Here is an 18,285-nt window from a genome sequence, read left to right on the forward strand (position 1 = left end):
ATGAAGGGTTTAGCGGCAGTGTCAGGTAATTCGAGCGTTCAGGCTTCGCATGATCATGCGCGCCTTGAATCCGCCTGGGACGCCATCCGCACGGGGCTCCGCCGGGACATCGGCCCGCGCATGTTCGACCAGTGGCTGAAGGCCGGTCAACTTGGCGACTATTGCCCGGAATCCCAGACGCTGGACCTGTTGTTCGCGTCGGACTTCACCGCCAATTTCGTATCCGGCCATTTTGGCGACCGTTTGCGCATGGCCTGGCGTTGCGCCGGGGTCGGCGTGCGCGAGGTGCGGCTGCGCCGTGCGCCCCATATGGTCGGCCCGCGCCTCCTGGAAGCCACCCCGGCACAGGACGCCGCTCCGGCGGCTGATGCTGTCCTTCCCGAAGCTGGCGTCGCCTGCAATTTCCAGCCGCGCCACAGCTTTGCCGATTTCGTGACGGGCGACTCCAACCATCTCGCCTTTTCCGCGGCGCAGGCGATCGCTGGCGAGGCTCAGCCGCGCTTCAGCCCGCTCTTCATTCATGGGAGCACTGGTCAGGGCAAGACGCACCTGCTGCACGCCATCGCGCAGCATTTCTCCACCCACTCGCCAAGCGCCCCCGTCCTCTACATGTCGGCCGAACGGTTCATGATGGAATTCGTGAACGCCATGCGCGCGAACGAAACCATGATGTTCAAGGCGCGCCTGCGCGCTGCCCGGCTGCTGCTGATCGACGATATCCAGTTCATTGCTGGCAAGGGTTCGACTCAGGAGGAGTTCCTCCACACCATCAACGACCTCATCGATTCGGGTGCCCGCATCGTCGTTACCGCCGATCGCGCACCGCAGATGCTCGACTCGATCGACGCCCGCATCCTCTCCCGCCTCGCGGGCGGTCTGGTAGCGGACATTCGCCCGGCCGACCTCGACCTGCGCCTCGCCATCCTGGAGGCGAAGCGCGCCATCGCCGGCGACCCGCCGGTGCCCGATGCAGTGGTGGATTTCCTTGCCCGTTCGATCCGATCGAACATCCGGGAACTGGAAGGCGCGTTCAACAAGCTCATCGCCTATGGCCAGCTGACCGGCCGCTCGGTCGATCTGGAATTTGCGCAAAGCATGCTGGCTGATGCCGTCCGCGCCAACGCCCGCCGCATCACCGTCGATGAGATCCAGAAGATCTGCGCCGCCCATTACAAGATCGATGCGGCGGAGATGCGCTCGAAGCGCCGTGCCCGTGCCGTCGCCCGTCCGCGCCAGGTCGCCATGTATCTCGCCAAGAAGATGACGCCGCGCTCGCTTCCCGAAATCGGTCGCATCTTTGGCGGCCGCGATCATAGCACGGTGATCCACGCTGTCCGCACGATCGAGGAATTGCGCCAGACCAATGCGGACATCGATGCCGACATCCGCGCCTTGCTGCGTCAGCTGGAAAACTGACGCTGACAAGAAGGCGGCGAAGGCATTAGGGTGAGAGCCATGATCCGCTATGTCGCCCTGCTACTCGCCGCTCTCCTGACGCTTTCGCCGCTTCGGGCTCAGACAGCTGCCACAGCATCGCCTGCCGATGTGCGGGTTGCGCTCGATACCGACGCCGGGCGCATCATCGTCGCGGTCCATTTGGGCAAGGCGCCCATCACTGCAGCTAATTTCCTGCGCTATGTCGATCAGAAGCGGTTCGATGGCGCCAGCTTCTATCGCGGCGTCGGCTCGCCGGACTATGGCTTCGTTCAGGGCGGCACGCAAAATGCCCCTTCGCGCGTCCTGCCACCGATCGCACATGAGCCAACCACGCAAACCGGCCTCACCCATGATGACGGCGCGCTCTCCATGGCCCGCTACGCGCCCGGCAGCGCCACCGGCGATTTCTTCATCGTGCTGGGCAATATGCCAAGCATGGACGCCCATCCGGAAGCAGCGGGCGACAATCAGGGTTTTGCCGTGTTCGCCCATGTCGTGGAGGGCATGGACGCCGTCCGTGCGATCCTCTCCGCGCCCAAGTCACCGACCGCAGGCGAAGGCGTGATGAAGGGTCAGATGCTCGATCAGCCTGTCAAGATTCTCACGGCCCGCCGTCTTCCCTGACGGGGCAAAAGAAAAGCCCGGCGATCACCGACCGCCGGGCAATGGGCATGGCTGGGAGCCGCCCCGTTACAATCTACTCAGCCCTTCCGCTCGGGCGGCAGGGTGATCTTCACTTCCTCGCCATTTTGCCCCGGGAAGCCGGTAAACATGGCGTCGATCAGGTTCGGCACCAGATAGGTCAGCCGGTTCGACAGCGATTGCGCGCTCGCCTTGCCCTCGAACAGCCGGCGATTGTCCGCCGCCCGGTCGATCTTCATGCTGAGGTCGCTGGTATAGACGGTGTAGCTGCTGACGTCGCTATAGCCCGGACCGAAGAGCCACGGATCATAAAAGCCGTAGCCCCATGGCCGACCCCAGCGGCCGCGCCAGCCCCAGCCGCCATAGAAGAACGGATCGGGCCGCCCGAATCCGGTTGAGCGTACCTTTTCCCGCCCATTATCCACATGATAGGCGACCCGCACGATCAGGTCGGCGCGCGCCGGATCGCTCGCGGGAACATAGCCGGTCTGGCTCAGCCGCTGTCCTACCAATCCTGCATATTGCGAAAATTCAAGACCACCCGCCAGACGAGGATCGTCGGCAACGATGGTGAAACTCTGCCCGGCGGGCGCGGGCAACTGCTGGAAGCGGGCCACGTCCGCCTTGAACGGCGTCGCGCAGCCAGACAGGGCCACCAGCGCCAGAGCGGGCGCCGCAGCCAGGCCGATCTTCTTGATAGGGTTCATCGTTCTGCGTCCTGTAGGCGGTAAGCCTGTTACAATCTTGCGCTCTGGCGTAGCATAACGCAACTGAACACCATTTGAACGCTCGAACAGGGCGAGCGAGCGCAAATCATGTCCGGTCATCCCTAGGACGGCACGGTCATGATCTTCCCGTCAGACGGCCCGGCCAGCAGGCTTCAGCGCATCAGTCCCATGGCATCATAGGCCGCACGCAGCGTCGGTTCCGCTGCAGCCTTTGCCTTGGTCGCACCCTTCTCCAGGATAGCATCCAGCGCCGCATCATCGGTGCGCAATTCCAGGAAGCGGGACCGGATCGGCCGCAGTGTTTCCACCAGCAGTTCACCCAGCGCAGGCTTGAACGCGCCAAAGCCCTTGCCCGCGAATTCGGCGCAGACAGCGTCGGCGGTGGTGCCGGCCAGGGTCGCGTAGATGCCGACGAGGTTGTTCGCCTCCGGACGTCCAGTCAGCCCCGCCGCGCTTTCCGGCAGCGGTTCGGGATCGGTCTTCGCCTTCCTCACCTTCTGCATGATCGTATCATCATCGTCGGTCAGGTTGATGCGGCTCATGTCGCTGGGATCGGACTTGGACATCTTTGCCGTCCCGTCGCGGAAGGACATGATGCGCGCCGATTCCTTGGGGATGATCGGGTCGGGCAGGGTGAACAGCTCCACCCCAAAATCAGTATTGAACTTGGTCGCGATATCGCGCGCCAGTTCCAGATGCTGCTTCTGGTCCTCGCCCACCGGCACATGGGTAGCGTTATAGACCAGGATGTCGGCCGCCTGCAGGACGGGATAGACGAACAGGCCGATCGACGCGCCCTCGCGGTCCTTGCCCACCTTGTCCTTGAACTGGGTCATGCGGTTGAGCCAGCCGATCCGCGCCGTGCCGTTCAGCAACCAGCACAATTCCGCATGGGCGGGCACGCGCGCCTGGTTGAACAGGACGGAACGATCGGGATCGATGCCCGCCGCGACCAGCGCCGCCGCCATGTCGCGGACGTTGCGGATGCGCTGCTCGCGCCCCTCATGCACCGTGATGGAGTGCATGTCGGCGAGGAAGAAGAAGCACTGGCTTTGCGCGTCCATCTCGTCCTGCATCCGCACCCAGTTGCGGATCGCGCCCAGATAATTGCCCAGGTGCAGATTGCCGGTCGGCTGGATGCCGGAAAGGACGCGCATTCTTCTATCCGTTCTTCGATGTTGCGGTTGAACCCCGCCGGCGCATAAGCGCCTTTAGGTCGGACACCCGATAAGCGCCCGTGAGGAAACAGGCCACCCCGTAAAGGGCGATCCCCGCGCCGACAAGCATGGCGAGCGCCACATAACGCTGGATCATCGCTCCGCCGAGCCATGGCTCCAGAAGGCTTTCGCCCGCGAACAGCGCGCCACCCATCGCCACCGCCGCCAGCGCCAGCCGGGGCAGCCGCCTGCGCAGCTGAGCGTCAGCCGCGAAATGCCCGCGCTTCACCAGTGTCGCATAGAGCATCGCCACATTGACGGTGGACGACAGCGCGGTCGCGAGCGGCGGCGCGACATGCCCCAGCCCGGCGCGCGCCATCAGCGGGATCAGCGCGATATTGCCGATGATGTTGATGAGGATCGACAGCATCGCATAGCGCACCGGCGTCTTCGTATCGCCGCGCGCATAATAGCCGGGCGTCAGTACCTTCACGAGCACATAGGAGGGCAGGCCGATCGAAAAGGCCGACAGCGCCCAGCCGCACCGCTGCGCATCTTCGACCGTGAAGCGCCCATATTGGAACAGCCCGCGTACGATCGGTTCGGCCACGGTGATGAAGGCGACGGTTGCGGGCAGGGTGAGGAACAGCGCCAGCTCGATGCCCCGGTTCTGCGTCTCCATCGCTTGCTGTTCCTGCCCGGTGGACAGCATGCGGGAAATGGTTGGCAGCAATATCGTGCCAAGGCCGATGCCGATCAGCCCCAGCGGCAACTGGTTCAGCCGGTCGGCATAATAGATATAGGTGATAGAGCCCGATGCGAGCAGCCATCCAGACAGAGCGGTGGAGATCAACAGGTTGATCTGCGACGCACCCGCACCGGCCGCAGCAGGCACGATAAGCCGCAGCAATTCGCGAACATCCGCGTCGAAGCGCGGGCGCTTGAGCTTCATCGACACGCCCGCCCGGCGGCAAGCCCAGATCAGCCACAACAGTTGCAGCGCGCCGCCCACCGTCACGGAAATCGCCTGCACGCGCGCAGTCTCATATTCGTCCGCGCCGTGGAACAGCCACAGCCCGGCGATCATCGCCAGGTTGAGCAGAATGGGCGCGGCCGCATTGACCCAGAATTTGTCGAGCGAGTTCAATATGCCGCCCAACAGGGAGGCGAGGCTGATCAGCGCCAGATAGGGCAGGGTGATGCGGGACAGCAGCACCGCAAAGGCGAATTGTTCAGGCGTCGGGTTCTGCCGCGAAAAGCCGCCCGACAGCAGCCAGGTGATCGGCCACGCGGCAGCGATCAGCACGACAGTGAAGAGGATCAGCACCGGCAGCAGTACGGCCAGCGCCCGCTCGGCGAAATGATAGCCTGCCGCGATCCCGCCGGGCCCCGCCGCCTTGCGGTTGAACATGGGGATGAAGGCGGCGGAAAAGGCGCCCTCTGCGAAGAGGGCACGGAACATGTTGGGCAGGCGGAAGGCGACACCGTTGAAGGCATCGGATGCGAAGCCTGCGCCGACATAGCGCGCCGCCAGCGAATCCCGCACCAGGGCAAGTATGCGGCTGGCCAGCGTCAGCCCGCCGACCGACCCGAGCGCCTTTGCCAGTTTCATATTTTCATGTCTCCGCCCGTTCGCCCTGAGCTTGTCGAAGGGCTTTCCTTCTCTTGAACTGAGAAGAGAAGGGCTTTGACATTCGAACGACGCCAGTGACTTGTTCGAACAGCCCGAACGGGACCAGAGATCATTATATTGTCAGGCGTGCCCGGCCGGCTCACCCGCCGTCTGCGCGATCGCCTGCGCTTGCTGTTCATAAAGGCCGCCGAAATCGATCGGGTCCAGCAGCAGCGGCGGGAAGCCGCCGTCGCGGATGGCGTCTGCCAGCACGCGGCGGGCGAAGGGGAAGATCAGGCGTGGCGCTTCGGCCAGCATGAAGGGCTGAAGCTGCTCGTCGGGCACGTTGCGCATGCCGAAGATGGCGGCATAGACCAGTTCGACGGCAAAGGCGGTGCCCTGCGGCGCGGTCGCCTTCACTTCGATCTTCAGCGAAACTTCGACGACTTCTTCGCCGACCTTGTCAGCGCCGATGTTGAACTGCACGTCGATCTGCGGCTGGTCCTGCCACTGATAAACGGTGGGCGCGTTCGGGTTTTCGAACGACAGGTCCTTCACATATTGGCTGATCAGCGCGATCTGCGGCCCCGTGTCCGCGCCGTTGCCCGTGTTGGCAGTCTGGATGGTATCGGCTTCGTCGGCCATCTGTGCTTCCTGATTTTCCCTGTTGATCCACAGGCGACGCGCCCGGGACAATGGCCCGTGCGCTTAGCAGGGGCGGCGGGGCAGGGCAATGGCGGCGGCCGAAAGCGGAGATTTGAATTTGGGGGAAACATGCCTATGTTGGCTGCGTTGTTTTCTTGAATCTAGACCAAAGGGTGCCTGGCCCCGTGTATGTAATTGTCATCCTCGCCCTCATCGCCGGATTTCTGGCGCTGCGGCTCTATTCCGTTCTTGGCAAGCGGACGGGGCATGAGCAGGAGCCTGCCCTGCGTCCGGCCGAGGAGCGGGCCAAGGTGACGGTGCTTCAGCCGCGGCCGGTAACCGACATGCCCGGCGATTCGGTGCGGCTTGCCGACGGCCTGATCGCGCCCGGCGGCGAAGCGGGCGTGCGTGCGCTGATCGCGGCTGACCGCAGCTTCGATGTGCCGCAGTTCGTCGAAGGCGCCAAGGCTGCCTACAAGATGGTGCTTGAAGCCTTCTGGCGCGGCGACCGTTCGGAACTGGAATGGCTCTGCGACGCCGACGTGCTGGCGTCCTTCGAAGAAGCCATCGCGCAGCGCGAAGCAGCTGGCCATGTCCTCGACAACCGCCTCGTCCGCATCGAAAAGGCGCAGATCGTCGATGCGAGCGTCAGCGGCCGGATTGCCGAAGTGTCGCTACGGTTCGAAGCCGACATCGCGGCAGTAACGCGTGACCAGGATGGCAATGTCGTCGCGGGATCGTTGACCGACGCGGTCGGCACCAACGATATCTGGACCTTCACGCGCGACCTGCGCAGCACCGATCCCAACTGGAAGCTCAGCGAAACCGACGAGGCTGCATGAGCCTGCGCCAGTCGGGGGGTGCGCTGGCCGCGGCGCTGCTGCTATCTGCATGCGCTGGCGGCGTCATACCGCCCGGAGCGCCGGGAGCCCCACCAGCCCGACCGTCACGCGGCGGCGAAGCGGCAGTTCGCCCGCTTCCCGCTACGCCACGCCCGACGCTGCCGGTAACCCCGCCGCCGGTCCCTGTGGCCGACACCGGAACGGCGCTCGCCGCAGGCATTATCCGTGGCCCCGACCTCGCGACCCTCATCCCGTCCGGCGAGCGTTCCCGAAAGGCGCTGGAAGCTTTCCGCATCTCCTGCCCATCGCTGATGCGGCGCACCGACCAGAGCGGCCTCACCCGTGGATCGGACTGGAACAGCGCCTGCGCCGCCGCGTCCAGTTGGCCCGACGCCAGTGCCAGCGAATTTTTCTCGCGCAATTTCGAAGCGGTGCAGGTCGGGCCGGGAACGGCCTTCGTCACCGGCTATTATGAACCGGAAATCGCCGGGTCCCGTACTCGGCAGGCTGGTTATCAGGTGCCGATCTATCGCCGCCCGCCCGATCTGATCGATGTCAATCTCGGTCTGTTCAGCGACAGCCTCAAGGGCAAGACGATCCGCGGCAAGGTGCAGGGCAGCAACTTCGTCCCCTATGACGACCGGTCGCAGATCGTGTCCGGCTCGCTGGCGGGGCGCGGTCTGGAGATTGCCTGGGCGGCGGACCCGGTCGAATTTTTCTTCCTTCAGGTGCAGGGTAGCGGCCGCCTTCTCCTGTCCGATGGCGGCGTCATGCGTATCGGCTATGACGGGCAAAATGGCCGCGACTATACCGGTATCGGCAAGCTGATGAAGGATCGCGGCCTCATCCAGGCCGGATCGATGCAGGACATCATGGCTTATCTGCGCGCCAATCCCGCCGAAGGCGCGCAGATCATGAATGAGAATAAGAGCTTCGTCTTCTTCCGCGAACTGACGGGCGCGGGGCCGCTGGGGGCGTTGGGCGTACCCGTGACCGCGGAAGCGACGGTTGCTGCCGACCCGAAATATGTGCCGCTGGGCGCCCCCATCCTGCTCTCGCTCGACCGCGCCGAACCCAATGGCATCTGGATCGCGCAGGATACCGGCGGCGCGATCAAGGGCGCGAACCGCTTCGACAGCTTCTGGGGCGCGGGCGACCGCGCACGGTCGGTCGCCGGGGGCATGTCCGCTCGCGGCAGCGCGCTCATTCTGCTGCCGATCGGCTCTGCCGCGCGCCTCTCGAGCCAGTGAGCGCCCTTGGCCATGGCGCGGCGGCATCTTTCGTCTGAAGAACAGGCGCTTTGGAGCGCGCTCACCCGATCGGTCCGGCCGTTGCGGCCTGGCTCTCGCCCGGTCGATGCGCCCCCTGCACCCACAGCACCCGCGGCCCGGCCAGGGTTAACGCCAGCGCCGCTCCCTTCTGCCATTCCGGCGCCCGTTCGAAGCCCGGCGGCCATGCTCGATTCCAATTGGGAGCGTCGGATCCGTAGCGGCACGCTCGTACCGGACATGGCGATCGACCTCCATGGCCACAGCCTTTCCGCCGCCCACACCAGGCTGAACCAGGCGCTCGCCACGGCCCTCTCCCGCGACCTGCGTATCCTGTTGATCGTGACGGGCAAACCGCCCAAAGCCAACGCAACCGGCCGCGATTCACGTCGCGGCGCGATCCGGGGAGAGATTGGCCACTGGCTGGAAACCAGCGCCTATGCCGACCGCATCGCCAGCGTCCGCCTGGCTCATCCCCGCCACGGCGGAGAGGGCGCAATCTATGTCATATTGCGCCGCAAAAAATAGCCTCCCTACGGACGGTCACTGACCTTTTCTTAACCAGCGTCCTTCATACCCCTCCTCATCCGCGGCTCATCGTCGAGCTGCGCTCTGGGCGGGAGGCACATGCAGGGCGTGACATTGAAAAGCCGCGCCACCGCCTTCGCCTGCGCCGCGGGGGCGCTGGTGTTTACCCTGTCCCTCGTGCTCGGGCAGGATCAGGCGACCGACATCGTCGGCATCGGCCGCTCGCTCATCATCGCCATATTATGCGGCACGATGAGCTGGGCGTCCGCGCGCCAGACGATCGCCACGACCGCCGACGCCATCGACATTGCAACGGAAAGGCTGATCGCGGCCGCGCATGGCGACCTGCAATCGCCAGTCTCTCCGGAGATAGCGGACGAACTGCCCGACCTCTCCGTCGCCATGACCAGCCTGTTCAGCCAGGTGCGCACCAATCTCGACCATGTGCAGACGCTCGCCCTGTTTGATCAGGTCACCGGCCTCGCCAACCGCACCAGCTTCTGCCGCCAGGTCGAACGGCTGCTCGCAGAACGGGAGGAGGAGCGCGCGGCGGCACTGTTCTTCATCGACCTTGATGGCTTCAAGGGCGTCAATGACACGCTCGGCCATGCCGCGGGCGATCAGCTGCTCGCCCGCGTCGCCGGCCGCCTGCGCGAAGTCGTGATGGCGCAGGTCAGTGCCGGCCTGAGCGATGCCGTCCTCGGCCGCCTCGCTGGCGATGAATTCACGATGTTCTTCCCGGACCTCCCCGGCCGCGAGTCCGCCAGCCGGATCGCCCGCGCCATCCAGTTCGCGCTCAGCGAGCGATTCGACCTTGGCAGCCAGCATATCGAACTAGGCGCGTCGATTGGCATCGCCTGCTACCCCGATCATGGCGACACGCTTTCCGCGCTGTTGCGTTCGGCCGACATCGCCATGTACCACGCCAAGCATCAGGGCCGTAACCGCGCCGAGATGTTCACCACCGAACTCGCTCTGGAAGCAGCGGACCGCGCCGAGTTGGAACGCGACCTGCTGCTCGCCCTGCAGCGCGACGAGTTCATCCTCGAATTTCAGCCGCAGGTCGAGGCGATCAGCGGCCGCGTCGTCACTGCCGAAGCCCTCATCCGCTGGGCGCATCCGGAGCGCGATCTGGTGATGCCCGGCTTCTTCGTGCCGGTGGCCGAAGAAAGCGGCGCGATCGTGGCGCTGGGCGATTGGGTCATGGGCCGCGTCTGCGAAACCGCCTCCCGCTGGGCGCAAGCGGACATTGGGCAGCGGATCGCCGTCAACATATCCTCGCGCGAATTGTCGCAGGCGGACTTCTTCCTGCGCCTGCGCCACGCCATGGCCGCGCACCAGACGCCCCCGCACATGCTGGAGCTGGAAATCTCCGAATCGCTCGCGATGGAAATGGACAGGCGCGTGCTGGATCAGCTGCGGGCTCTGCGACAGGAAGGCGTGCGGATCGCTATCGACGATTTCGGCACCGGCTATTCCAACCTCTCGCGTCTCAAGGAATTGCCGATCGACCGCGTCAAGATTGACCGCAGCCTGGTGCGCGACATCGCCATTTCCGCCGAAGCACGCACGATCTGCAGCGCCGTTGTCGGCCTGATCCAGGGCCTGGGCATGGAAGTGGTGGTGGAAGGCGTCGAATCGCAGGCGCAGATGGAAATGCTGCGCGTCATCGGCTGCACCCTTTTCCAAGGCTATCATTTCGCACGGCCGACCGGCGAGGCGGACTATCTCGCCCGCTTTACCGCCCCGGTCGAGAGCGATCGCCGTATCGTCTGATTTCCCATTCTAAAGAAGTTCAGCATGGCGCGGCGGTTAGGGTGCGTGGCCGCGAAATCAGCCAGCCAAAGCGCGCCGCACGATCAGCGCATAAATCTCGCCCAGCGCTGTCAAATCCTGCACCGCGACCGCTTCATCCAGCTTGTGCATCGTCGCGTTGTTCAGCCCGAACTCCACCACCGGGCAAAGCCGCGAGAGGAACCGCGCATCGGATGTGCCGCCGGTTGTGGAAAGCTCCGCCTCCACGCCCGTCACATCCCGGATCGCTCCCGCTACGAGGTCTGACAGAGGCCCAGGCGCCGTAAGGAAAGGCTCCCCGCTGATCTTCGCCGTCACAACGCCGCCTTCGGTCGCGGCAATCGCGCTGATCCGTTCGATCAGTTCCGCGCCGCTATGCTGGTCGTTGAAGCGGATCGAGATGCGCGCCTTTGCCGCCGCCGGAATGACATTGGTGGCCGGGTTGCCGACCTCCAGATCGGTGATCTCGATATTGCTCGGCTGGAACCAGTCATTCCCCTCGTCCAGCACCTCCGCATCGATGGCTGAAAGGATGCGGACGAGGCGCGGGATCGGATTGTCGGCCAAATGCGGATAGGCGACATGCCCCTGCGTGCCATCGACCCTGATCCACATATTGACCGATCCACGTCGGCCGATCTTGATGACATCGCCCAGCCGCTGTGATGAGGTCGGCTCGCCCACCAGGCAAAGGTCGGGCCGCAGGCCATGCGCCGCCATGCGCTCCATCAGCGCCAGCGTGCCGTACACCGCCGGACCTTCCTCATCCCCGGTGATGATGAGGCTGATCGTGCCCGGAAGTTCCTCCGAAATGCTGCCGATGGCGCCCACGAAAGCAGCGATCGATCCCTTCATGTCAACAGCGCCACGCCCGTAGAGCAGTTCTCCGCGCAGCTCCGGCGTAAAGGGATCGCTTGTCCACCCGTCGCCCGGCGGCACCACATCCAGATGCCCGGCAAAGGCGAAATGCGGCCCTGCACCCGTCGTCCGCCAGGCGAGCAGATTTTCGACCGGCCCGTCGGGCGCTTCGCCCACCACGAACCGGTCGACGGTGAAGCCCATCGGCTTCAGCATCGCCTCCAGCACTGCAAAAACTTCGCCCTGAGCCGGCGTGACCGAAGGACAGGCGATCAGCTTGCGTGCTATATCCACTATGTCGGCATTGGTGCTGGTCATGCTCATGGCGCTGCGTTAGCGAAAGCCGAGCGCCTTTGCCAGCCGGAGGAAGGATCATGCCCAAGATCAATCTCACACTCATAGAGCAGAGCAACAGGACCGGCTATCCGGCTCCCTACGCCGCTGCCGTGGATGGCCGTTGGGTGCGAAAGCTCGGCCCTGACAATGGGCTCGCGGACTTCGGCGTCAGCCATGTCGTGCTGAAGCCGGGCGCTGCCTCCTCCCAAAGGCACTGGCATGAGGATGAGGATGAATTTGTCGTCGTCCTGAGCGGCCAAGCCGTTCTGGTGGAGGATGAAGGCCGCGTGGCGATGCAGCCGGGAGACATGGCCGCTTTCCCCAAGGGAGAGCCCAACGGCCATCACATCGTCAACGAAAGCGACGGCGATTGCGAACTGCTCGCCTTCGGCCGGACACCGACCGGCGACGCGCATTATCCGGACATTGACCTGCTTTGGTCGCGCGGCGGGTATCATCGCAAGGACGGGAGCGCTTTTTGAGCGGATCGGCCGGGCTCGACAGGCGCATGATGCTGGCTGGCATGGGCGGCGCGCTGATCGCGGCCAAGTCTCCGCCGCCACTCCTTACCAAGCCGCCCCGGCTTCGTCCCGGTGACACGGTGGGGCTGATCGAACCGGCGGGCTTCACCGACGACGCCTTTGACCTCGAAATCGTCAAGGAAACCGTCGCCGCCATGGGTCTGAAGCCCAAGCCTGCCCGGCATCTGGTGGAGCGCTACGGCTATCTCGCGGGCAGGGATGCCGATCGCGCGGCGGACGTCAACGCGATGTTCGCCGACCGTGATGTGCGTGCTGTCTTCGCCGTACGGGGCGGCTGGGGCTGCGCGCGCATCCTGCCTTATCTGGATTTCGCCACGATCCGCGCCAATCCAAAGCTGCTGGTCGGGTTCAGCGACATCACCGCGCTTCACCTCGCCTTTGCCGCTCGCGCCGGATTCGCGACCATCCACGGCCCCAATGCCGCGAGCAGCTGGCCGCAGTTCAGCTGGGACACTTTCCGCGCAATCGCCTTCGACGGCGCAACGCCGACGCTGATAAACCCGCAGGGTAAGGAGGATCGGCTGGTGCCGCTCGGCGGTCGCATCCGCACCTTTCGCGGCGGCCGTGCGAGCGGTCGGCTGCTCGGCGGCAACCTGACGGTCCTTGCCGCACTGATGGGCACGCCTTGGCTCCCCGATTTCAGCGGCGCGATCCTGTTCCTGGAGGATGTGGACGAGGCCCCCTATCGCATCGATCGCATGCTGACCCAATTGTCGCTGGCCGGGGTGCTGGGAAAGCTTGCTGGCGTGGTCTTCGGCCAATGCACCAGTTGCAGCGCGCGCGAGCCGTCCTATGGCGGCTTCACCCTGTCCGAAGTGCTGCAGCAGCATCTGGAGCCCTTGGGCGTGCCTGCTTTTCAGGGCGCCGCGATCGGCCACATCGCCAACCAGTTCAGTCTGCCGCTTGGCGTGCGCGCCGAAATCGATGCGGATGCTGGCAGCATTCGCCTGCTGGAACCGGCGGTCAGCTAAGCTCGCCTCAGTCCTTCTCGTCCGACGGCCGAACATAGGCCCCGCGCCCATCGGGCGGCACCAGCGCGTGATCCTTGATGGTCAACGTCAGCGTCTGAAAGCCGGGCTCAGGCACATCCTTGGTCTTTTCCGCCGTGAGCAGCACGACCCCGTCCTTCTCCTGCCACCGCCCTTCGGCAAACAGGTCGAGCGCGCCATAAACCAGATACCATTGAAAGCGCCCATCGGCGCGAAGCAGCAACTCCGACCCGGTCTCCATCACCCCGCGCAGATAATAATGCCCAACCCGCTCCGTCGCGTCAGCCAGCGCAGGCGCCGCAAGGAAGGCGGCAAGTGGAAGGAGGGCAGTCATCATGCGCATCGCATGAAGGCTACTCCAAAATCCTCCTCACGCCTATTGCTCGGCGCGAGAAAGTTCGATAATTCGAAGAAACCAGAAATATACCCCAAGGCTCCTCCTTGAAAACGCAGAAACAGATTCAGCTACCCGACGCCGTCGAAGCTCTTTCGGCCTTGGCGCATGGCCACAGGCTCGCCGTCTTCCGCCTCCTCGTAAGGGCGGGCACGGATGGCGTGCCCGCGGGCGAAATAGCGCGGGAGCTTGGGGTACTGCCCAACACGCTCTCAACCCATTTAAACATTCTGGGTCATGCAGGCTTGATCCAATCCCGGCGCGAGGGCCGCTCGGTCATCTACTCCGCCGATTATGGAGCGATGCGCGATCTTCTGGGCTTTCTTGTCTCGGACTGTTGTGGAGGACGGCCGGAGATATGCGCGCCACTGGCAGGTATCGCCGAAGCCGCCCAATGTTGCGCAGCCCCATGACCTTGACGCGCAATATTGTCTCTGAAGCGTTAGGCACGGCGATGCTGTTGGCGATCGTCGTAGGCTCCGGCATCATGGGGCAGCGCCTTTCGGCCGGGAATGATGCGGTCGCCCTGCTCGGCAACACGGTCGCGACAGGAGCGGGACTGGTCGTCCTGATCCACATGTTCGCGCCATTGTCTGGCGCGCATTTCAACCCGGCAGTGACATTGGCCTTCCTCCTCCGCGGGGAGACCGCGCCCCGCATCGCGCTGCTCTATGTGGCGGCACAGCTGGCCGGCGCTGTCCTTGGCGTCTGGATTGCTCACGCCATGTTTGGGGAGCCGCTGATGCAGGTTTCCGCCAAGCTGCGCGACGGCTGGGGGCAGGGCCTTGCGGAAGCCGTCGCCACCTTCGGCCTCATCGGAACCATATTGACCACGCAGCGGTCCCGGCCGGAATTCACGCCCACGGCAGTCGGCCTCTACATCACGGCGGCCTACTGGTTCACTGCATCCACCTCCTTCGCCAATCCCGCCGTGACCGTCGCCCGTTCGCTTACCGACAGCTTCGCCGGGATCGCTCCGTCTTCGGTCCCCTTGTTCATCGCCAGCCAGTTTGCGGGCGCGCTCCTCGCGCTTCCGCTGTTCGGCTGGCTCATCCAGGAAGAGCCGCCCCATGTCTGATGCCTTTCCGGTCACTATCTACCATAATCCTGCCTGCGGTACGTCCCGCAACGCGCTCGCGATGATCGGAGCGGCGGGCTATCTCCCTCAAATCGTGCCCTATATGGAGGCTGGCTGGACACGTCCGTTGCTTGAGCGCCTGCTCCTGGACATGGACGCGTCGCCACGCGATGTGCTGCGGGAAAAGGGCACTCCCGCCGCCGAACTCGGCTTGCTGCAACAGACGACGTCGGATGAAGACATTCTCGCGGCGATGGTCGAGCATCCGGTCCTTGTGAACCGCCCGATTGTCGTAACCCCCAAGGGCACGAAGCTATGCCGCCCGTCAGAGGTCGTGCTGACCCTGCTGGAACGCCTGCCCGATCAGTTCACGAAGGAAGATGGCGAGATAGTCAGGCTTTGAAGGCGGCTGTAAGCGCCTTCGCCTTCACGCCCCCTCAAAAGGCAGCAAAGCCTCATAAACCTCCAGCGGCGGCTTCCCCTCGACCCGCCCGCCCCGGCGCATCAGGAAAGCGTGCCGCACGATCTCCGCCTGTTGCTCAAGCCCGTACCGCTGGAAAGGGCGGCCCGGCACCATCTCATAGCCATAGCGGCAGAAGGGGTGCCGCATCAGCGGCAGAAACCATTTCCCGCCCCGCTGCGCCTGCCAGACATGTGTCATCTCATGGATGAAATGGCTCTGCAGATGCAGCGGCTGATCGCAGAAGTCGGCGCAGAACAGCCCGCCCTTCGGAGGGAACCACAGGTCCCCGTCCGGCGCCATGGTTACGCGGTCGGGCTGGAGCGGCCACCATTTTCGGTTATGCGCCCACACCCGGTCATAGGCGATCGCATCGCCGAAAATGGACCGGGCGAGCGCGATCTCCCCCGATGTGAGGACGCGGCTGGTCAATGCGCCTTGGACTCTTCAGGCTTGGGTGAAGGGCCCGCAGCGCCAGGCTTCTGGATCACCGCGTCCACCAGCAACCGGTCGCCATTGGCCAGCAGGAAAGTGAAGGTCATCTTGCCCCGGCTGATCGCCGTATCATTGACGCCCCAGATCATCAGATGCTTGCCGCCCGGTGCGAAGGCGACCTTCGTCTTGGCGGGAATATCCACCGAATCGAGCTTCTGCATCATGGTCATGCCATCATGGTTCATGCTTTCATGCATCTCGACCTTCAGCGCATAATCGGTCAGCACGCCACGCAGCTGGGTCGCCGCGTCGCCGCCATGCGCCACGAAATAACCGGCCGACGGGGTTTCCTTGTTGGGGCTGAGCCGCACCCATGCCTGGTCGATATAGGTGGGTGCTGGATCGCCGCAGGCCGCCAGCGCGAGAGGGGCGGCCAAGGCAAAAAAGGATAGGGGTGCGCGCATCATTCCACTTTCGTGACTGTCTCGTTTCCGGTCGCTTGCCACGGTAATCGCAGGCACTTCTTGTGCCAAGAAAGATCGCGCCTATATCCCATCCGCAAACCGGCCTTGCCTTGGCGCTTTCGTGAGGTATGGGGCCGTCAACCGCTGAATGAATTGGGGTTCAAAGAGGACAAGATGGGAAAAGTAATCGGCATTGACCTTGGCACCACCAACAGCTGCGTGGCTGTGATGGATGGCGGCAAGCCCAAGGTGATCGAAAATGCGGAAGGCGCGCGCACCACGCCGTCGATCGTCGCCTTCACCAAGGATGGCGAGCGCCTGATCGGCCAGCCCGCCAAGCGTCAGGCCGTCACCAATCCGGACAATACGATTTTCGCGGTGAAGCGCCTCATCGGCCGCCGCTTCGACGATCCGACCACCAAGAAGGACATGGAGCTTGTCCCCTATCACATCGTGAAGGGCGGCAATGGCGACGCATGGGTCCAGGCGGGCGGCAAGGATTATTCGCCCTCGCAGATTTCGGCCTTCATCCTGCAGAAGATGAAGGAAACCGCCGAGAGCTATCTGGGCGAAACTGTCACGCAGGCGGTCATCACCGTTCCCGCTTACTTCAACGACGCCCAGCGTCAGGCGACCAAGGACGCCGGCCAGATCGCCGGCCTTGAAGTGCTGCGCATCATCAACGAGCCGACCGCGGCTGCGCTCGCCTATGGCCTTGAAAAGCAGGACGGCAAGACCATCGCCGTCTATGACCTTGGCGGCGGCACCTTCGACATCTCGATCCTGGAGATCGGCGATGGCGTGTTCGAGGTGAAGTCCACCAATGGCGACACCTTCCTGGGTGGTGAAGATTTCGACGCCAAGCTCGTCGAATATCTGGCCGAAGGCTTCAAGAAGGATGAGGGCATCGACCTCACCAAGGACAAGCTGGCTCTGCAGCGCCTGAAGGAAGCAGCCGAAAAGGCGAAGATCGAGCTTTCCTCGGCGCAGTCGACGGAAGTCAACCTGCCCTTCATCACCGCTGACCAAAATGGTCCCAAGCACCTCGTCAAGAACATCACCCGCGCCGATCTGGAACGTCTGGTGACCGACCTCATCAAGCGGACCATGGACCCTTGCAAGAAGGCGCTGGCCGACGCTGGCATCTCCGCGAGCGAGATCAGCGAAGTCGTCCTCGTCGGCGGCATGACCCGCATGCCCAAGGTGCGCGAGGCCGTGAAGGAGTTCTTCGGCAAGGAGCCGCACACCGGCGTCAACCCGGACGAAGTCGTCGCCATGGGCGCGGCTATCCAGGCGGGCGTTCTGCAGGGCGACGTCAAGGACGTGTTGCTGCTCGACGTGACCCCGCTGTCGCTCGGCATCGAAACGCTGGGCGGCGTGTTCACCCGCATGATCGACCGTAACACCACGATTCCCGCCAAGAAGTCGCAGGTTTACTCGACCGCCGACGACAATCAGCAGGCGGTGACGATCCGCGTGTTCCAGGGCGAGCGTGAAATGGCGGCGGACAACAAGCTGCTCGGCCAGTTCGATCTGGTCGGCATCCCACCCGCACCGCGCGGCGTGCCGCAGATCGAAGTCACCTTCGACATCGACGCCAACGGCCTCGTCAACGTCCATGCCAAGGACAAGGGCACCGGCAAGGAACAGCAGATCCGCATCCAGGCTTCGGGCGGTCTGTCCGACGCCGACATCGAACAGATGGTGAAGGACGCGGAACGCTTCGCTGACGAAGACAAGAAGCGGCGTGAAGGCGCAGAGGCGAAGAACAACGCCGAAAGCCTGATCCACACCACGGAGCAGCAGCTTTCCGAGCATGGCGACAAGATCGACGCTGGCTTGAAGTCGGAGATCGAAACCGCGATCGCCGCGACGAAGTCGGCTGTCGAAGGCGGCGACGCCGAAGCCATGAAGGCCAAGGCGCAGGAACTCGCTCAGGTTGCTATGAAGCTCGGCCAAGCCATTTACGAGAAGGAACAGGCCGGAGCCGCTTCGCCGGGTGCTGAGGCTCCCAAGGCGGATGATGATGTCGTCGATGCCGAATTCTCGGAAGTGGACGACAACAAGGCTTGAAGC

20 protein-coding genes are annotated in these 18,285 nt (G+C 64.1%); 12 read left to right on the forward strand and 8 right to left on the reverse strand.

The window, feature by feature from the left end; translation table 11 throughout:
- Together dnaA and ACZ5Y5_RS00010 are read left to right on the forward strand one after the other, a co-directional pair.
- Positions 1 to 1,416, forward strand: a complete 1,416-nt coding sequence (dnaA, locus tag ACZ5Y5_RS00005) for a chromosomal replication initiator protein DnaA (RefSeq protein ID WP_464809177.1) — start codon at positions 1 to 3, stop codon at positions 1,414 to 1,416.
- A 39-nt stretch (positions 1,417 to 1,455) separates the two neighbouring features.
- Complete coding sequence (locus tag ACZ5Y5_RS00010) at positions 1,456 to 2,061, forward strand: peptidylprolyl isomerase (protein WP_464809178.1); 606 nt, start codon at positions 1,456 to 1,458, stop codon at positions 2,059 to 2,061.
- A gap of 77 nt (positions 2,062 to 2,138) precedes the next feature.
- On the opposite strand, the gene ACZ5Y5_RS00015 is transcribed toward ACZ5Y5_RS00010, so the two are convergent.
- From ACZ5Y5_RS00015 to secB, 4 genes are all read right to left on the reverse strand, one after another.
- On the reverse strand, positions 2,139 to 2,786 hold the full coding sequence (locus ACZ5Y5_RS00015) for a DUF4136 domain-containing protein (protein ID WP_464809179.1): 648 nt from the start codon (positions 2,784 to 2,786) through the stop codon (positions 2,139 to 2,141).
- A 173-nt stretch (positions 2,787 to 2,959) separates the two neighbouring features.
- Positions 2,960 to 3,964 carry a tryptophan--tRNA ligase gene (gene trpS, locus ACZ5Y5_RS00020; RefSeq protein WP_464809180.1) on the reverse strand — a complete coding sequence of 335 codons (1,005 nt, stop codon included), beginning with the start codon at positions 3,962 to 3,964 and terminating at the stop codon, positions 2,960 to 2,962.
- A gap of 4 nt (positions 3,965 to 3,968) precedes the next feature.
- Positions 3,969 to 5,576, reverse strand: a complete 1,608-nt coding sequence (gene murJ / locus ACZ5Y5_RS00025; RefSeq protein WP_464809181.1) for a murein biosynthesis integral membrane protein MurJ — start codon at positions 5,574 to 5,576, stop codon at positions 3,969 to 3,971.
- Between the two features lie 141 nt (positions 5,577 to 5,717).
- Positions 5,718 to 6,221 (reverse strand): protein-export chaperone SecB, encoded by a 504-nt coding sequence (gene secB, locus ACZ5Y5_RS00030; RefSeq protein ID WP_464809182.1) that lies wholly within the window; start codon positions 6,219 to 6,221, stop codon positions 5,718 to 5,720.
- A 185-nt stretch (positions 6,222 to 6,406) separates the two neighbouring features.
- On the opposite strand from secB, the gene ACZ5Y5_RS00035 reads away from it, so the two are divergent.
- The 4 genes from ACZ5Y5_RS00035 to ACZ5Y5_RS00050 all read left to right on the forward strand — a co-directional run bounded on the left by ACZ5Y5_RS00035 (position 6,407) and on the right by ACZ5Y5_RS00050 (position 10,635).
- On the forward strand, positions 6,407 to 7,063 hold the full coding sequence (locus tag ACZ5Y5_RS00035; RefSeq protein WP_464809183.1) for a Tim44/TimA family putative adaptor protein: 657 nt from the start codon (positions 6,407 to 6,409) through the stop codon (positions 7,061 to 7,063).
- Positions 7,060 to 8,313: a murein transglycosylase A gene (gene mltA, locus ACZ5Y5_RS00040; protein ID WP_464809184.1), complete on the forward strand. Its 1,254-nt coding sequence runs from the start codon at positions 7,060 to 7,062 to the stop codon at positions 8,311 to 8,313. The genes ACZ5Y5_RS00035 and mltA overlap by 4 nt, the downstream gene beginning before the upstream one ends.
- A 12-nt stretch (positions 8,314 to 8,325) precedes the next feature.
- Positions 8,326 to 8,859, forward strand: a complete 534-nt coding sequence (locus ACZ5Y5_RS00045; protein ID WP_464809185.1) for a Smr/MutS family protein — start codon at positions 8,326 to 8,328, stop codon at positions 8,857 to 8,859.
- A gap of 99 nt (positions 8,860 to 8,958) precedes the next feature.
- Positions 8,959 to 10,635, forward strand: a complete 1,677-nt coding sequence (locus ACZ5Y5_RS00050) for a putative bifunctional diguanylate cyclase/phosphodiesterase (protein WP_464809186.1) — start codon at positions 8,959 to 8,961, stop codon at positions 10,633 to 10,635.
- A 57-nt stretch (positions 10,636 to 10,692) separates the two neighbouring features.
- On the opposite strand, the gene dapE is transcribed toward ACZ5Y5_RS00050, so the two are convergent.
- Positions 10,693 to 11,835 carry a succinyl-diaminopimelate desuccinylase gene (dapE, locus tag ACZ5Y5_RS00055; protein ID WP_464809187.1) on the reverse strand — a complete coding sequence of 381 codons (1,143 nt, stop codon included), beginning with the start codon at positions 11,833 to 11,835 and terminating at the stop codon, positions 10,693 to 10,695.
- 50 nt (positions 11,836 to 11,885) lie between these two features.
- Here dapE and ACZ5Y5_RS00060 point away from each other — a divergent pair, with 50 nt between their 5' ends.
- Together ACZ5Y5_RS00060 and ACZ5Y5_RS00065 are read left to right on the forward strand one after the other, a co-directional pair.
- The gene (locus tag ACZ5Y5_RS00060) at positions 11,886 to 12,329 is read left to right on the forward strand and encodes a cupin domain-containing protein (RefSeq protein ID WP_464809188.1); all 444 of its coding nucleotides are present in this window, start codon (positions 11,886 to 11,888) and stop codon (positions 12,327 to 12,329) included.
- A 41-nt stretch (positions 12,330 to 12,370) separates the two neighbouring features.
- Positions 12,371 to 13,360, forward strand: coding sequence for a S66 peptidase family protein (locus ACZ5Y5_RS00065; RefSeq protein ID WP_464810550.1), 990 nt, complete (start codon positions 12,371 to 12,373; stop codon positions 13,358 to 13,360).
- 7 nt (positions 13,361 to 13,367) lie between these two features.
- Here ACZ5Y5_RS00065 and ACZ5Y5_RS00070 read toward each other — a convergent pair whose 3' ends face one another.
- Positions 13,368 to 13,712, reverse strand: coding sequence for a hypothetical protein (locus ACZ5Y5_RS00070; protein ID WP_464809189.1), 345 nt, complete (start codon positions 13,710 to 13,712; stop codon positions 13,368 to 13,370).
- A gap of 107 nt (positions 13,713 to 13,819) precedes the next feature.
- On the opposite strand from ACZ5Y5_RS00070, the gene ACZ5Y5_RS00075 reads away from it, so the two are divergent.
- The 3 genes from ACZ5Y5_RS00075 to arsC are packed head-to-tail and all read left to right on the forward strand — an operon-like array spanning position 13,820 to position 15,253.
- Positions 13,820 to 14,185, forward strand: a complete 366-nt coding sequence (locus ACZ5Y5_RS00075) for an ArsR/SmtB family transcription factor (RefSeq protein WP_464809190.1) — start codon at positions 13,820 to 13,822, stop codon at positions 14,183 to 14,185.
- Positions 14,167 to 14,850 (forward strand): MIP/aquaporin family protein, encoded by a 684-nt coding sequence (locus tag ACZ5Y5_RS00080; RefSeq protein WP_464809191.1) that lies wholly within the window; start codon positions 14,167 to 14,169, stop codon positions 14,848 to 14,850. The genes ACZ5Y5_RS00075 and ACZ5Y5_RS00080 overlap by 19 nt, the downstream gene beginning before the upstream one ends.
- Positions 14,843 to 15,253 carry an arsenate reductase (glutaredoxin) gene (gene arsC, locus ACZ5Y5_RS00085; RefSeq protein ID WP_464809192.1) on the forward strand — a complete coding sequence of 137 codons (411 nt, stop codon included), beginning with the start codon at positions 14,843 to 14,845 and terminating at the stop codon, positions 15,251 to 15,253. Before ACZ5Y5_RS00080 ends, arsC begins: the two co-directional genes overlap by 8 nt.
- Positions 15,254 to 15,277: 24 nt before the next feature.
- On the opposite strand, the gene ACZ5Y5_RS00090 is transcribed toward arsC, so the two are convergent.
- Positions 15,278 to 15,742 (reverse strand): vgr related protein, encoded by a 465-nt coding sequence (locus tag ACZ5Y5_RS00090; protein ID WP_464809193.1) that lies wholly within the window; start codon positions 15,740 to 15,742, stop codon positions 15,278 to 15,280.
- The gene (locus ACZ5Y5_RS00095) at positions 15,739 to 16,209 is read right to left on the reverse strand and encodes a copper chaperone PCu(A)C (protein WP_464809194.1); all 471 of its coding nucleotides are present in this window, start codon (positions 16,207 to 16,209) and stop codon (positions 15,739 to 15,741) included. The genes ACZ5Y5_RS00090 and ACZ5Y5_RS00095 overlap by 4 nt, the downstream gene beginning before the upstream one ends.
- Positions 16,210 to 16,383: 174 nt before the next feature.
- Here ACZ5Y5_RS00095 and dnaK point away from each other — a divergent pair, with 174 nt between their 5' ends.
- Positions 16,384 to 18,282, forward strand: a complete 1,899-nt coding sequence (dnaK, locus tag ACZ5Y5_RS00100) for a molecular chaperone DnaK (RefSeq protein ID WP_464809195.1) — start codon at positions 16,384 to 16,386, stop codon at positions 18,280 to 18,282.
- The last annotated feature ends 3 nt before the right edge of the window (positions 18,283 to 18,285 follow it).

This window comes from Sphingobium sp. TomTYG65, from assembly GCF_055395525.1.